This window comes from Microbacterium candidum (assembly GCF_030315975.1).
GTDB lineage: Bacteria > Actinomycetota > Actinomycetes > Actinomycetales > Microbacteriaceae > Microbacterium > Microbacterium candidum.
In genome coordinates this window covers 960209-973817 of sequence record NZ_JASXSZ010000001.1, presented here as the reverse complement: position 1 = coordinate 973817, position 13609 = coordinate 960209, and the positions used below count along the sequence as shown (strand labels likewise).

At 67.2% G+C, this 13609-nt stretch carries 18 protein-coding genes and 2 tRNA genes; 8 read left to right on the top strand and 12 right to left on the bottom strand.

The features are described 5' to 3' along the window. The first annotated feature begins 241 nt into the window (after positions 1–241). The 4 genes from QSV35_RS04555 to QSV35_RS04540 all read left to right on the top strand — a co-directional run bounded on the left by QSV35_RS04555 (position 242) and on the right by QSV35_RS04540 (position 2401). Positions 242–529: a hypothetical protein gene (locus QSV35_RS04555; protein WP_286287151.1), complete on the top strand. Its 288-nt coding sequence runs from the start codon at positions 242–244 to the stop codon at positions 527–529. Further along, entirely contained in the window at positions 526–1011 is a 486-nt protein-coding gene (locus QSV35_RS04550) for a J domain-containing protein (RefSeq protein ID WP_286287148.1), read from the top strand. Before QSV35_RS04555 ends, QSV35_RS04550 begins: the two co-directional genes overlap by 4 nt. A 125-nt stretch (positions 1012–1136) precedes the next feature. After that, the gene (locus tag QSV35_RS04545; protein ID WP_286287146.1) at positions 1137–1394 is read left to right on the top strand and encodes a hypothetical protein; all 258 of its coding nucleotides are present in this window, start codon (positions 1137–1139) and stop codon (positions 1392–1394) included. After that, positions 1391–2401: a zeta toxin family protein gene (locus QSV35_RS04540; protein ID WP_286287144.1), complete on the top strand. Its 1011-nt coding sequence runs from the start codon at positions 1391–1393 to the stop codon at positions 2399–2401. Before QSV35_RS04545 ends, QSV35_RS04540 begins: the two co-directional genes overlap by 4 nt. A 42-nt stretch (positions 2402–2443) precedes the next feature. Here QSV35_RS04540 and QSV35_RS04535 read toward each other — a convergent pair whose 3' ends face one another. From QSV35_RS04535 to QSV35_RS04505, 7 genes are all read right to left on the bottom strand, one after another. Next, on the bottom strand, positions 2444–2662 hold the full coding sequence (locus QSV35_RS04535; protein WP_286287142.1) for a hypothetical protein: 219 nt from the start codon (positions 2660–2662) through the stop codon (positions 2444–2446). Positions 2663–3402: 740 nt separating this feature from the next. After that, complete coding sequence (locus QSV35_RS04530; protein ID WP_286287140.1) at positions 3403–3669, bottom strand: hypothetical protein; 267 nt, start codon at positions 3667–3669, stop codon at positions 3403–3405. Positions 3670–3863: 194 nt separating this feature from the next. Beyond that, positions 3864–4133 (bottom strand): hypothetical protein, encoded by a 270-nt coding sequence (locus QSV35_RS04525; protein ID WP_286287137.1) that lies wholly within the window; start codon positions 4131–4133, stop codon positions 3864–3866. Continuing rightward, positions 4130–5071, bottom strand: a complete 942-nt coding sequence (locus tag QSV35_RS04520) for an FUSC family protein (protein WP_286287135.1) — start codon at positions 5069–5071, stop codon at positions 4130–4132. The genes QSV35_RS04525 and QSV35_RS04520 overlap by 4 nt, the downstream gene beginning before the upstream one ends. Beyond that, the gene (locus QSV35_RS04515; protein WP_286287133.1) at positions 5068–5349 is read right to left on the bottom strand and encodes a glutaredoxin family protein; all 282 of its coding nucleotides are present in this window, start codon (positions 5347–5349) and stop codon (positions 5068–5070) included. Before QSV35_RS04515 ends, QSV35_RS04520 begins: the two co-directional genes overlap by 4 nt. Then, positions 5346–5924, bottom strand: coding sequence for a hypothetical protein (locus tag QSV35_RS04510; protein WP_286287131.1), 579 nt, complete (start codon positions 5922–5924; stop codon positions 5346–5348). Before QSV35_RS04510 ends, QSV35_RS04515 begins: the two co-directional genes overlap by 4 nt. Positions 5925–5926: 2 nt before the next feature. Beyond that, entirely contained in the window at positions 5927–6586 is a 660-nt protein-coding gene (locus QSV35_RS04505; RefSeq protein ID WP_286287129.1) for a ParA family protein, read from the bottom strand. Between the two features lie 170 nt (positions 6587–6756). Here QSV35_RS04505 and QSV35_RS04500 point away from each other — a divergent pair, with 170 nt between their 5' ends. From QSV35_RS04500 to QSV35_RS04490, 3 genes are read left to right on the top strand one after another with little or no spacing between them, the layout of a single operon-like run. Next, the gene (locus QSV35_RS04500) at positions 6757–7347 is read left to right on the top strand and encodes a hypothetical protein (protein ID WP_286287127.1); all 591 of its coding nucleotides are present in this window, start codon (positions 6757–6759) and stop codon (positions 7345–7347) included. Further along, a complete protein-coding gene (locus tag QSV35_RS04495; protein ID WP_286287125.1) occupies positions 7340–7558 on the top strand; it encodes a hypothetical protein in 219 nt (72 codons plus the stop codon). Before QSV35_RS04500 ends, QSV35_RS04495 begins: the two co-directional genes overlap by 8 nt. Continuing rightward, positions 7555–8685, top strand: a complete 1131-nt coding sequence (locus QSV35_RS04490; RefSeq protein WP_286287124.1) for a tyrosine-type recombinase/integrase — start codon at positions 7555–7557, stop codon at positions 8683–8685. Before QSV35_RS04495 ends, QSV35_RS04490 begins: the two co-directional genes overlap by 4 nt. Positions 8686–8722: 37 nt before the next feature. Here QSV35_RS04490 and QSV35_RS04485 read toward each other — a convergent pair. The 5 genes from QSV35_RS04485 to serS form a co-directional block, all read right to left on the bottom strand. Beyond that, positions 8723–8814, bottom strand: a tRNA-Ser gene (locus tag QSV35_RS04485). Positions 8815–8957: 143 nt separating this feature from the next. Beyond that, positions 8958–10262, bottom strand: coding sequence for an LCP family protein (locus QSV35_RS04480; protein WP_286287121.1), 1305 nt, complete (start codon positions 10260–10262; stop codon positions 8958–8960). A gap of 34 nt (positions 10263–10296) precedes the next feature. Beyond that, positions 10297–10381, bottom strand: a tRNA-Ser gene (locus QSV35_RS04475). A gap of 108 nt (positions 10382–10489) precedes the next feature. Continuing rightward, positions 10490–11320 carry an HAD family hydrolase gene (locus QSV35_RS04470; protein WP_286287119.1) on the bottom strand — a complete coding sequence of 277 codons (831 nt, stop codon included), beginning with the start codon at positions 11318–11320 and terminating at the stop codon, positions 10490–10492. Continuing rightward, positions 11317–12585 (bottom strand): serine--tRNA ligase, encoded by a 1269-nt coding sequence (gene serS, locus QSV35_RS04465; protein WP_286287116.1) that lies wholly within the window; start codon positions 12583–12585, stop codon positions 11317–11319. The genes QSV35_RS04470 and serS overlap by 4 nt, the downstream gene beginning before the upstream one ends. A 52-nt stretch (positions 12586–12637) precedes the next feature. Between serS and QSV35_RS04460 the strand changes: the two genes are divergently transcribed. Then, complete coding sequence (locus tag QSV35_RS04460) at positions 12638–13609, top strand: diacylglycerol/lipid kinase family protein (protein WP_286287114.1); 972 nt, start codon at positions 12638–12640, stop codon at positions 13607–13609.

Here is a 13609-nt window from a genome sequence, read left to right as displayed (position 1 = left end):
TATAGCCGGAGTCGAGGCGCCTGGGAGGACGACGACGTTGATCGGACGAGCGCCGCGAATTCGCGTTCCCGGAGTGCCGGCAGATTTCCGTGTGCCGCGTGGATGGCCCACGCCGACGGACAAGTGGATTCGCGAGAATGCCTTCTGGCAGCCCCCGCCCGGCTGGGCGCCCGTCCCGAACAGTACCGCGGCTCCGGCAGAGTGGCGGTTCTGGGTACCCAACAAACTGTGGTCCCGGGCGATGGGCAGCTACTTCGGATCGATCGCCATCTGGTCTCGCCTCTCGAACTGGTGCGGGCTCTTGTGGCTTGTGGCGTTGGTCGCCGGGCCCGTCCTCGGCTACCCGCCGGCGCTCCGGATCGCCGGGTTCTCCGCGGCGGTCGCGGCGATCGCATTCCTCATCGTCCATGAGACCCTCAAGTCCAGGAGGTCGAAGCAGTTGCTCGACCACTTCGCGACCGTCGCGGAACGAGGCCGACAGGAAAGACTCAGACGCGAGTATCAGCGCTACCTGACGGCGGTCGCATGACCCTCGACGAAGCTCGCGCCCAGCTCGGCGTGACCGCAGGCGCGACCGTCGATGAGATCCGGGATGCGTTCCGCCAGCGCGCACGCGAGCTGCATCCCGATCTGCATCCTTCGGCGGATGCCGCGGATCGAGCACGGCTTGGCCGCGAGTTCAACAGTGCGCGCGAAGCGCGTGACATCCTCGTGCGCTACACCAGCGATCCGCTCCGCAAGCCCTCCCATCCCAAACCACAGCCCTCGTACGCGTCAACTCCGCCACGTCAGGCGCCGACGCGGCCGCCGAGATCGGGATCCACCGCTCCCCCACCGCGAGTCACGATGCGTTTCGAGGAGTTCGTCGCATGGACGGATGCCGCCGGGTTCGGCGCAGGCGCCCGCTCAGGTCGCTATGTGGACTGGGCGCGGATCATCGTCTGGTCAACGCTCGGACTGGCCGTCGCAGGCGTTGTCGGCGGGGCGATCATCTACTCCGCGGTGATCTGAGAAGTGATGTGCGACGCATCCCGCCGCTCTCGTTGATCGCAATGTCTGTGCTTCGCTGGATCATCGCCCGGCGCCAGCTGAGCCGCTTCCTCCCACGCCTAAACTGACGACGAGAGGGAGGTTCCGTGGACAGCAATCACTCCGCGTGGCGCACAAATGACGTCGTCGCCTACGACGCGATGCGCGAAGCTGTGAACACGGCGATCGCGTTGCTGATGCGTCTCGCCGACGAAGGCGCAATGCTGCAGCGGATCGCGAACGAAGAAGCAGCGGAGATCCGGCGCGAGATGCTCCTCGTAGACGGGTACGACCGTACGGCGATCGACGCTGCCCGCGCAACCTTCGACGCTCGAGTCGCCAATCTTGCGGGTGCGGCACCGTGAGCGACTTCACGCCGTCGGATGCGGAGCGGCGGCGAATCTTCGAGGCGCAGATCGTCCCGGTCGTCTTTCCTGCGATGGCTCGGGCTGATAACCCGACGCTCCTGCTGCTCGGCGGACAGCCCGGCGCCGGCAAGTCGCGCGCAACGACTCGCCTCCTCGCTGAGTCGCCGGCCGGGATGGTGGCGCTAAGCGGGGACGACCTGCGGGCGTTCCATCCGCATTTCCTCGAGCTCACCCGATCGCGGTCTGTCGAGGCTCCGCAGATCCTGGCGGAGTCAACGGCCGGATGGCTGCGCGACTGCATCGTGCACGCGCGCACGACAGGACGATCTCTGCTGCTCGAGGGAACGTTCCACGATCCGGAGGTCGCGGTCGCGACGGCGGAGCTCTTCGCGCGCGAGGGGTTCGCGACGCGGGTCGTCGTCGTGGCAACACCACGCGCGGAGAGTCTCCTGGCGACCACATCCCGCTACCTCCTGGATGCGCGCGATGGACGGGCGTCCCGCTTCACGAGCGTTAGCGTGCACGAGGGCGGATGGGAGGGCACGCGCGCCCTCGTGCGCCACCTCGAGGCGACGCCATCCGTCGACCGACTGACCGTGCTCGGTCGGGACGGCGATGCGATCTTCAATGGCGAGCGGTCCGCGCCCGGAGGATTCGTGGGCGCGAGCGATGCGCTCGTCGGCGGGCAGGTGCCGTCGATGTCGAGCCCGGCCGCGCTGCGGTGGCTCTCCGAACTGCGCGCGATGACCGACTACGCCCTCGCGACGCGACGCCCCGCCGCGCCCGTCGCCGAACTCCTCATCGAACTGCACCGGGTTGCCGTCCGCGAGGTCCTCCCTCGGCTCAACCTTCCCGCGGACTCGCAGGCCCGTCCGGCGGTCGAAGTCACCCTTGCGACTCAGATCGTCGCGCTGCGGCGCGCGATCGCGGCGGAACGGCCGCGCGAGGATGTTGCGGCGCCTGTCGTCATTCCTGTGCAGCCTGACCTTGGCATCTCGCGATGACACCAAGGGCCGGCACTCGTCGAGCCGTCGAACTTCCGGTGATCATGCGTTGACGAAGTACCTTGTAGCTTCGGTGCCAAGCGCCGCGAAGGCGACGAACGCGAGCAGCACCAGGAGGATCGCGCAACCGGTGACGCGCATCATCCCCCTGCCGCTGCGGCGCGAGGCTTCCATGGCGACGAGCGGAACCACGCTGACGAGGCAGGCGGTGCAGACCGAGGCGACAACACACACCGTCGCCGTCATGACGTCAATATTCATGATGACCTCCTAAGGTTGTGACGACATGAACTACTGTCCTCGGCGCCTCTGACATCGTGCGCGAAGAGATCCGACGGCATCGCCGCCCTTCGAGACGCAAGAACGTCCGATCGTCAGCCCGTCCCGGTCTGGTACGGGAGGTCAATGTGCCCGGCGTACGCGCCGCTCGGGAAAGGACCGCGGTCCTCTAGCCATCCGCGCTCCTCGGTCAACTCAGCTCCCGCCATCGAGTCCAGGTATTCGATCAATTCCGTACTGCCCATGAACCAGTAGATGAAGAATAAGCCCGCCCCCATCCCTATCAACTCACGCATGGGATGAACGAGATCCTGAGGGGTAGCCCACGAGGCGGCGGGGATCCTGCGACAGGGGCTGTAGCGATACCTCACCGCTCTGCGAAAGAGTCTCCCGAACAGTTCAGGAGACGCCTGCCCGTCTCGCTCGCGGGGCCTACGGAATGGATCGAGCGCCTCAATGAGGGCGTCGCGTTTGTAGTACGCCAGTTTCTCCCCTGCATCGGCATTTGCGCTGTCGACCACGCGCGCTGGCAGGACCAAGCACAAATGGATGTACCGCGCGATCCGCGCGGCGTCTGTTGCGTCCGAGCCGCTCACGATTCCCCAGTCCACCGGCCGAGCAGCGGGCTAATCCGTACCGCCGCTACCGTGACAGAGGCGGCCAATGCGCTGTTTCGTACATTAAGCTCACACCCTGCAGGCGCCGCGGCGCCCCGCTCACAATCAGTCACCGCCCTCACTCGCGAGCCAGTGACGGATGACGTCGCCGTGCTCGGCATCCCAATCGGGTTCCGTGAGCGCCCAGCGGTGCATTAGGTGGGCGGCGACATCTGGATGCAGCCCGGCCTCGAGGACCTCGGCGAGCGCCTCGGCCTCCTCGAATTCGAGGCTGCAGATCAGCTCGTCGTGGCCCTGCCGCAGTTCGCCGAGCACGTGTGCGAGTTGGTCGACGGATTCTTCCAGGTGCTCAGGCCCGGTGATGGTGTTCATGTTCTTGCTCCTGACTTCTGAGGTGGCTTCCTGGCAAGTGGCGTCGTTGTCGACCGGAGCGGTGCGCAGTGCCGGGACCGTGGAATACCGGAGCCCCGGAGCGCCAGCGGAGGGGTGAGGATATGCCGCGAAAGCCCGGAATGGAGCACTGTAGAGGGAGGTACGATGACCGGCCAGGAAGCGCACAAGGTGGCCTACTCCTCGGCGAGGGCGGCCAACCGGGCGATGAAGGTTCGGCGGTCCGCATCCCGGTCAGTGATCATCGCGTGGATGTCGGCGCGCAGGCTGCCCGCGGTCTCGGCGTGGGTGCCGAGGGCAGCGAGGCACCACTCGACGTCGTCGCGGACGGAGAAGCCGGGATCGTCAATCTCCTTGCCCTCGTAGTAGGTGAAGGCGCAGATCGCGACGCGGTACAGCACGGTCTCGACATTCGCGCGGTCGACTGTGGTGAGTGTGGTCTTCATCGGTCCAGTCCCATCTGATGCTGTTGTTGAAGAAGTAGCGGATGCGGAGCCGCCGGGTCGTTGTGATGAACGCGCCGTGGCGGGTCGTGGTGGCGGAGCCGCTCGTTGACCTCCCGGCCGATCGCGTCGAGACGCTCTTCCTCGAGGCGCTTTGCCTCGCGCTCCTCGTCCGCGATGCGTTGAGCTTCGAGCCGCTCGCGCTCCGCGCTCGACATCGGCCCCGACTTGGCACGCGCGAGTTCCTTCTGCAGCCGCTCGAGCTCTTCCTTCTGCTCGGCGAGGTGGAACGTGGCGCGCGCTCGCGCGCAGTCCCTCAGCCAGGCAGTCACAAGTTCGGGAGGCGTAGCCGCGCCGGCCTTCCGCATCCGTCGAATCTCGCGACCGCTCCATCTGCGAGCGAAGAAGGCTCCTGCCGCATCCTCGTTCGCTTGCAACTCGGTGTGCGTCGCGGCGTGGATGCGGCGGACCGGAAGTCCGACTTCGCGACGACGTCGCTCGCGATCTCGCCACGCCTCCTGCCGGGCGAGTTCCTGCTCCTTGTTGGCGGCGTATCGCTCGCGACGCTTCGCCTTGATCTCCTCCGCGTGCTCGGCGTAGTACCTCGAGCGGCGCTCAAGGTGAGGCTGCGGATCGGCGCGGTACTTCGCCCGTTGCTTCGCGTTCTGATCCTCCTTGTGGCGGTCGTACCAGCGCTTCGCCCGGCCCCGCCGGAGCTCGGCATATCGTTCCGGATCGCTCTCGCGCTGTGCCTCGCGTCGCTGACGTTGGTACTCGAGTTGCTCCTCGCGGTGTGCGGCGTAGTACTGACGGGCGTATCGGCGCCGATCCTCGATCTGCTGCTTGCGTCGGTCGTACAGCTGAGCCTGCGCGTGCGCAATCTGGAGCCGCATGTACTCCGACTCCACGAAGACGCGATCGATCGGTTCGTCGTCCGTCATGACAGCACCTCCCGCGCGGCTTCGCGGATGCTGGTTGCCAGGTGGTCGATCAGGTCGGGACGGAACCCCGACCAGTGATGCTCGGGCTCATCGTCGACCACGACGATCGGCGCTTCGCTGTAGCCGAGGTCGTCAGTGACGTAGGCGCGAGCGTCGCGGCTGGTCGCATCGATGAGGTCAACGATCGTGAACGGGATGCCGGCATCCTCGAGCCGTCGAAGCGTAAGTCGACAGCGCTGGCATTGCGGGCCGGTCGAGTAGACGGTGACGGTGATCATCGCGACGCTCCGATGCCGCCGGCCCCGTCGGACGGGAACGCGTACGGCTGTGCCGCCGGGTGCGACGAAGGACCGGAGTCCGCGAACATCAGTCTTCGTGGGTTCGTGAGTGTCGGACTCTGTGAGTCCGGAGGTTGCGGACTCGGCAACTCTCGGGCTGCGGGGTCGGATGCCGAGACTCCCGCACGTCGTGAGTTGCTGACTTCGGTCCTTGTGTGTGCGGCACTCATAGAGTTGGGAACTTCGCGAGTACCGGACTTCGAGAGCTGCGGACTGACAGACTTTCGGAGTTCGTCCTCGTCCGATCCGCGGAGCTCGTCCTGGTGCGCGAGCAGGAGGTCGATCGCGACCCGGATCAGGGTGTTCTCAGTGATGCGCTCGACCTTGAGCCGCCGGCGGCGCATCAGGGTGCGGGCGAGGGCTGTGAGCGCCGCGTACTGGTCCTCGCGGACGCGGGCCTCCTTGCGCGTCAGCCGGGCGTAGAGCGGAACCGTGGGGTCCGCAGCATCCTGGCCTTCCGCCGCGATGCGCGCGCGGGTCTCGGCGAGCTTGCCGCCGAGGTCGATCTTGGCCACCGTCACCATCTCCCCTGCGTGGCTGGCGCGAGGCACTCGGCCATCTCGTGGCCGAGGCGTGTGACGTCGGCGATCGACCCGGATGTCCGTCGGTTGTCATGCATGCTCGTCACGAGCTGCCCGAGCACAGGCGCTTCCGTCTGCGCTTTGAACTGCCGGAGGCTGGCGTCGAACCTCGGGACGCCGAAGGTCGTGTCGAGCAGCTCCTGCCAGACGCGGAGCTGGTTCGGGATGCGGGTGTCGATCCGGTTGAGGAGCACCGAGTAGCGCAGCGCGCGCGGCTCGATCAGCCGGGTGATGGTCCGCATCGTCGGTTCGACGGCGAGGGGTTCGGGAGTCAGCGGCACGATGGCGAAGTCCGCGGTGTCGAGGACGGTCTCGAGGATGTGGGTGTCTTCGAGGTTGCCGGGCGTGTCGACGAGTACGAAGTCGTAGTCGACGTGGAGGCGGTCCAGGCGCCCGACGACGGCCGGATGCTGGTTGCCGGCAAAGTCGAACGGCAGAGCGGCCGCGGCGTTCTCGGCCCACCACATCGTCGAACGCTGCGGGTCGACATCCACCACCAGCACCCGGTACCGCCGCGACAGCGCGGCGCCGAGCTGCATCGTGACGGTCGTCTTACCGACGCCGCCCTTCTGGTTGGCGATGGCGATGGTGCTCATCGCGATCGCCATCCTCGCTCGGCATGACTTACGACGTTCGTGCCCATGTCAGCTCCTTACTGCGTAAGTTCCGATTGGTTCTACCTTAGTGAAGCACTATCTGCTACTCTCAGCAAGAGGGCATGCGAAAGCGCCGTGCGGTTAGACAAACTAGGGAGGTGAAGGTCGACGTGAAGACACTCGATGGTCAGGAAGTCACGGCGCAGCGCGCCACACAGCCCGTCGGGTCCGCACTGCGCATTGCACCCGAGTTCGTCGCCACGACCGTGGATACGGCGCTCGGCGTGCGCACAGCTCTCATCGCGCGATACCTGCGAGCCGAAGGTCGTTACGTCATCAAGAGCGTGACCAACGAGGCGGTCCGCGATGACGTCGAGCTGAACTATCCAACGGTCGCGAAGGTCGGGATGCAGGCGATCGTGCAGGTCGCCGCACCCCGCTGCATCTTCCTCACTTTGGAAGACGAGCAGGATCCGCTCGCGACGTGGGTCAGCATCGATGAGCTGACCACGGCGGAGGGTCGCATCCTGCCTCCGCCCCTCGCAGCCGAGGTCATCCGCCGAGGCGGCAGCGACGCGCGGATGGAGGTCATTGAGTTGCTCTATGGCAGCGCAGCCCTCGCCGGGCTGCCGCCGGCGAAGCTCATCGAGAAGGAGCTCGGCATCCCGCACCGCACCGCGTCGCAGTGGATCATCGACGCCCGCAAAGCCGGGCGCCTCGAGGGCATGAACTACAACGCCGGTCGACCGGCGCGTGACTGATCTCCGCGACGCGACGACTCACGAGGAAGAGCACCTTGAGTGCTTCTTCTACTCCGAGGCTGAGGCCGCGGACCGGCTCGGTATTCACCGGACGACGCTTCGCAGCCTCGCACTCGCGGGGCACGCCCCCGTGGAGCCGATCGCAGTCACCGAACATCGACGTGTTTACCGCCGGATCGACATCCACCGGCTCGCCGGCCTCGAGTCATGAGCATCGATACACGCAAGACGAAGACCGGGAAGACCTACTACTTCGTCCGCGTGAAGTATGGTCGCGAGGTCATCGGGACGAAGGCATTCCCGACGAGGCGAGAAGCTGAAGCCTGGGAGCGTGATCTGAAGCATCGCGCGGAGACCGGTCTCCCGCTCCCACCCAAGCGCTCCTTCACCCTGCAAGAGCTCGTGGACGACTTCCTTGCCGCTCGCGAGACCGGCAACCCGCACACGGTCGACACCGACCGGAACAACATCGCAGCCTTGCCCAAGGAGCTGCTGCGCCGTCCCCTCGCGTCCATTCACTCCGGTGACATCCGAACGCACCTGATTCGAGAGCTGCAGCTCAAGAAGCCCTCGACGGTGGCCCGTGAGAAGACGACGCTCAGCGCGCTCTTCACCTACGCCGCCGAGCTGGGATTGTTGCATCAGCCGCATCCCGTGCGGACGATGAAGAAGATCCCGGAGCTCAGCGCGAGCGCGGTGCGTGCGATCAGCGCGAAGGACGTGCCGACACCAGCCCGGCTCGCCAAGGTACTCGCGGCCGTCCGCGAGCGACGCCCCGACGTCGCCGACGTCTTCGAGTTCATGTCCCTCACCGGCATCCGGTGGGGTGAGGCGCGAGCGCTGCGCATCAACGCACTCACGGAGGTGCCGCTCCCCCAACTCCTCGTTGACCGCTCGCACTCCGACCGGTACGACGAGAAGGAGACGAAGACCTGGCGAGGAACCCGCACTCTCCCGCTCTCTCCGCGAGCACTCGAGATCTTCCGTCAATACGCCGCCGGGAAGTCCGCGGATGACTATCTGTTCACGAACCAGCACGGCAGGCAACTGTCAGTCGGCACAGTGCGGAAGTTCCCGCTCGGATTCGAACGGCACAACCTGCGCCACTACGCGGCATCGACGTGGCTTCGACTGGGCACCCCGGTGAACGAAGTCGCGGAGTACCTCGGCGATGACCCGCGCACCGTTCTCGCCGTCTACGCCCACATCCTGGGCGAAGGACAGCGCCGCGCTCACGCGCAGCGACTTGCCCATGCAGAGGCCCGAGAACGGGCGGGGGACACCTGGGGGACACCTGGAGCCGAAAACGGCCCGAACCCAGGAGCCACACTCTTCTGAGCAACCGCCAGAAAATGCCTTCTGACCAGGGATTGTTTGGCGGAGACGGAGGGATTTGAACCCTCGGTCCCCTTACGGGGACTCCACCTTAGCAGGGTGGTGCACTAGGCCTGACTATGCGACGTCTCCTTGTGTCCGCCGAGGCGAACACGTGCCCGCCGGAGCGGGCTCAGCACCCGCGAGCGGGCACGTCCGTCAATGATACCTGCTCGCCGAGGGGCCCGCGAACCGGCCGGGCAGAGCCCGCGCACGCGCCCCCGGCAGCGAGAGGCTCAGCCGTTGCCGTTGTAGACCTGCCCCTTCGAGCAGGTGTCCTCGGCTGCGGTGGTACCCGTGACCGTCGAGGGCAGCGTCGCCACCGGTGCCGGCGTCGCCGTCGAACCCGCGCCCGCGGTCGCACCAGGAGTCGGAGCGGTGGTCGGAGTGACTGGCGCGGTCGACGTGCCGGGCGCCGGGGTCTCCTGCACGGATCCGACGCCGTTGTTGCCGGTCAGCTGCAGCTGCTTGTTCTCCGAGAGCGCCGTCAGCAGCGCAGTCGCCGCCGCCTTGTTGGGGATGACGCGGTTCGGGTTCGTCGGGTCGTAGCCCGTCGGATACTGCACGAAGACGAACTGGTCGAACGGCACGCTCTTCATCGCGAGCGCGATCTGCGCGAGCGTGATCGGGTTCGCGAGGGTGTCGCTCGGCGTGATGTTGTTCACAGCAGTGTTCGCGAGCTTCAGCAGCATCGCCGGGTCGGAGAGCACGCCCTCGCCCATGATCTTCTTCACGAGGCGTGACATGTACTGCTGCTGATTCGAGATACGTCCGAGGTCGCTGCCGTCGCCGACGCCGTGACGCGTACGGAGGAACTGCAGCGCCTGGAGACCCTGGATGTTGTGCATGCCCGCGGTCATGTCGAGCCCCGTGAGGCGGTCCTTGAGGTGGCCGGACACACAGACGTCGACGCCGCCGATGGCGTTCGTGATCTGGATGACGCCACCCCACGTGATCTTGGCGGCGAACGGGATCTCGATCCCCGTCAGCTGAGTGATCGTCTTCGCGACGCAGCCGAGTCCGCCGATCTCGTACGTCGTGTTGAGCATGAGCTTGCTAGCGGGAGAGGTCTTGCCGCCGTTCTTGTTCGTGCACGACGGGACGGGGAGCATCATGTCTCGCGGGAACGAGATGACCGTGACGCGACGCGGGTTGCTGGAGATGTGCAGCAGCATGTCGACGTCGTTGTTCTCGGTGCCGGAATCCTTGCCCTTGCAGCGGTTGCCGAACATCGCGTCGTACGCGGGCTCGCATTGGTCCGTGCCGATGAGGAGAAGGTTGACGTCGCCCTGATAAGCGGCGATCCCCGGCGGCTGGGCCGGAACCGGCGCCTCGCCCTCGAGTTTGACCGAGCGCGTCTGGAGCGTCGCGGTGAGGTCGGTGACGGCGTAAGCCGCGACGCCCGCGCCGGAGACGAGCACGACCGCGAGGACCACCGCGAGGCCCTTGAGCAGCTGCGCGAACAGGTTCGGCGACCGCAACTGGCCGTGGCTGGCGATCGGCCGGCGGGACGTCTTGCCGGGCTTGGTCGTCTGGCTCACTCGGGTCCTCTCAGGGTGCGCCGCGGCGGAGTTGCGGAGGGTGTGGGATTCGAACCCACGGGACATCACTGCCCACTGGTTTTCAAGACCAGGTCCATCGGCCGCTCGGACAACCCTCCCGATGACACCGTGCGGGGGCACGGCATGCGTCGATCAGGAGCCGAGTCTAGTCGACGGCGATCCGCTCAATTCTCCGGGACGCGCCTGAGGAGGCCCTGTATGGGCCCTCAGAGACGTCGCAGGATGGCAGCGGCTCCACCGTCGGCGACGGATGCGGTGACCTCGCTCGCCGCATCCTTCACCTCCTGCGGAGCCTGCGCCATCGCGACGGCGCGTCCGCCGTGCTCGCGCGCCCACGCGAACATGCCGAGGTCGTTGCGTCCGTCGCCGACCGCGACGACGCGCGATCCGTCGACATCGAGCTCCCGACGCACGAGCTCGAGACCCGTGCTCTTGTCGACCCCGAGCGGGGCGATGTCGAGCCACGCCGTCCAGCCGATCGCGTAGGAGACATGGTGCAGCCCGATGTGCTCGACGAGCTCCATGAAGTCCTCGTCGGTCTGCCCCGGCGAGACCACGACGACGCGCGACACCGCCTGCGCGGACAGCTCGGCGAAGGGCACCTGCGTCGCGTCCGCGAGGTTCCAGTGGTCGAGCGGCTCCGTGTAGAGGCGGTGCCCGTCGGGCAGCTCGACCATGTAGTGCGCGTCGGGGATGTTCTGCACCAGCAGGTCCAGGACCTCGGACGGGTCGAACGTCTCGGTGTGGAAGCGCTCGTAGCCGTCGCCGTTGCGGCGCATGACGACGGCGCCGTTCGAGCACACGACGAACTCGGACTCGATGCCGAGCTCGCGCATGACCCACTCCGTACCGGCCCAGCTGCGGCCGGTCGCGAGCATGACCTCGTTGCCGGCGGACACGGCGTGCGCGATCGCGTCGACCGTGCCGGGGCCGAACGTCTTCTCGTCGCCGAGCAGCACCGTCCCGTCGACGTCGAGGGCGACGAGCCCGGTGACCTTCTGGGGGATGGATGCGGCGACGCCGGTCGGCAGCGTCACGCGATCGGCTCCATCACCTCGAGGCCGCCGAGGTAGGGCCTCAGGACCTCGGGCACGAGAACGGATCCGTCCTCGCGCTGATGCGTCTCCAGCAGCGCGACGATCCAGCGCGTCGTCGCGAGCGTGCCATTGAGCGTCGCGACGTGCTGCGTGCGCGCGCCCTCCTCCGGCCGGTACCGGATGTCGAGGCGACGCGCCTGGTACGTGGTGCAGTTCGACGTCGACGTCAGCTCGCGGTAGGCGTCCTGCGTCGGGACCCATGCTTCGACGTCGTACTTGCGCGCGGCGCTCGACCCGAGGTCGCCGGCGGCGACGTCGATCACGCGATAAGCGAGGCCGAGGTCCTGCAGCATCTGCTCCTGCATCTGGACGAGCCGCAGGTGCTCGTGCTCCGCATCCTCCGGGGTCGTGTAGACGAACATCTCGAGCTTGTTGAACTGGTGCACGCGGATGATCCCGCGGGTGTCCTTGCCGTAGGAGCCGGCCTCGCTGCGATAGCACGTCGACCAGCCGGCGTAGCGCTTCGGGCCCTTCGAGAGGTCGATGATCTCGTCCATGTGATACCCGGCGAGCGGCACCTCGCTCGTCCCGACGAGGTAGAGATCCTCCTTCTCGAGGCGGTACACCTCATCGGAGTGCTGGCCGAGGAACCCCGTGCCGCGCATGACCTCGGGACGCACCAGCGTCGGAGGGATCATCGGGATGAACCCCGCATCCACCGCTCGCTGGAGCCCCAGCGACATGAGCGCGTACTCGAGCCGCGCCCCGATGCCGGTGAGGAAGTAGAAGCGGCTGCCCGACACCTTGGTGCCGCGCTCCATGTCGATCGCGCCGAGCTTCTCGCCGATCGCGAGGTGGTCCAGCGGCTCGAAGTCGAAGGATGCGCGCTGCCCGTACGTGTGCATCTCGACGAAGTCGGCCTCGCCACCGGCCGGGACATCATCGATGACGATGTTCTCGATGCGGGAGAAGGCCTCCGTGAACGCCTCCTCGGCGGCGGTCACGGCGTGCTGCGCAGCCTTCACCTGCTCGCTGAGCTCCTTCGCCTCGGCGACGAGCGACGCCTTCTCCTCCTTCGGCGCCTTCGCGACGCGCTTTCCGTGCGCGTTCTGCGCCGCGCGGAGCTCTTCGAAGGACGTGATCGCGGCACGTCGCGCGCGGTCGGCCTCGACCGCGGCATCCACCGTCTCCGACGACTCTCCGCGCTTCTCCTGCGAACGCTTGACGAGCTCTGGGTTGTCGCGGAGAAGCACGGGATCGATCATCCGTCAAGTCTCGCACAGCCGTTCCGTGCGCCCGCGGGTTATGTTGTCCCCTATGGGCGACGATTCGGGGCGGCACAAGCGCGCCGCCCTCGTCTACAACCCCATCAAGGTCGACAAGCGCCGACTGCGGGCCGCGGTCGTGCATCACGCGAAGAAAGCGGGATGGCGGCATCCCCTGTTCTTCGAGACGACGGTCGACGACCTCGGCGACGGGGTGGCGCGGGACGCGCTGGATGCCGAGGTGGACGTCGTGCTCGTCGCAGGCGGCGACGGCACCGTGCGCGCGGTGACAGAGACGGTCGCCGGGTCCGGAGTCCCGCTCGCGATCGTGCCGAGCGGCACGGGCAACCTCCTCGCGCGGAACCTCGGCCTGCCGCTCGACGATCCGGAGATCATGATCGCGGCGGCCTACGCCGGCCGCGTGGCGCCGACCGACGTCGGCATCGCGCGGATCACGCGCGAGGGCGGCGACGTCGAGGAGCGCGCCTTCGTCGTCATGGCGGGGATCGGGCTGGACGCCGCCATGATCGCCAACACGCGTCCGGCGCTGAAGAAGTCGATGGGATGGGTGGCGTACGTCGACGGCGCGGCACGGTCGCTCCCCGGCGCGAAGCCGTTCCGCGTGATCTACGAGCTCGAGGAGCAGCGCCTGCACTCCGCGAAGGTGCAGAGCGTGCTGTTCGCGAACTGCGGGCAGCTGCCGGCGGGCATCGCCCTGATCCCGGATGCGACGATCGACGACGGGGTCCTCGACGTCATGCTGATCCAGCCGACCGGGATGTTCGGATGGCTCGGCGTGTGGCGCAAGGTGTGGTGGGACAACAGCGTGCTGCGGCGCTTCCGCGCCGGGCGGCGCATCGTCGAACGCCGCCGCGACACGTCGATCCGCTACCTCCGCGGCGCGCGGATGGAGGTCGCCACCACTCCCCCGCAGCCCATCGAGCTCGACGGCGACGAGTTCGGCGCGGGGCAGAGCATCCGGTGCCGCGTGGAGCACGGGGCTCTGCTCGCGGTCGTCCCGTAG

Coding starts and splice junctions, on each gene's coding strand:
- QSV35_RS04555 (WP_286287151.1), top strand. CDS start 242: ATGGGCAGCTACTTCGGATCGATCGCCATCTGGTCTCGCCTCTCGAAC.
- QSV35_RS04550 (WP_286287148.1), top strand. CDS start 526: ATGACCCTCGACGAAGCTCGCGCCCAGCTCGGCGTGACCGCAGGCGCG.
- QSV35_RS04535 (WP_286287142.1), bottom strand. CDS start 2,662: ATGAATATTGACGTCATGACGGCGACGGTGTGTGTTGTCGCCTCGGTC.
- QSV35_RS04530 (WP_286287140.1), bottom strand. CDS start 3,669: ATGAACACCATCACCGGGCCTGAGCACCTGGAAGAATCCGTCGACCAA.
- QSV35_RS04525 (WP_286287137.1), bottom strand. CDS start 4,133: ATGAAGACCACACTCACCACAGTCGACCGCGCGAATGTCGAGACCGTG.
- QSV35_RS04520 (WP_286287135.1), bottom strand. CDS start 5,071: ATGACGGACGACGAACCGATCGATCGCGTCTTCGTGGAGTCGGAGTAC.
- QSV35_RS04515 (WP_286287133.1), bottom strand. CDS start 5,349: ATGATCACCGTCACCGTCTACTCGACCGGCCCGCAATGCCAGCGCTGT.
- QSV35_RS04505 (WP_286287129.1), bottom strand. CDS start 6,586: ATGAGCACCATCGCCATCGCCAACCAGAAGGGCGGCGTCGGTAAGACG.
- QSV35_RS04490 (WP_286287124.1), top strand. CDS start 7,555: ATGAGCATCGATACACGCAAGACGAAGACCGGGAAGACCTACTACTTC.
- serS (WP_286287116.1), bottom strand. CDS start 12,585: ATGATCGATCCCGTGCTTCTCCGCGACAACCCAGAGCTCGTCAAGCGT.
- QSV35_RS04460 (WP_286287114.1), top strand. CDS start 12,638: ATGGGCGACGATTCGGGGCGGCACAAGCGCGCCGCCCTCGTCTACAAC.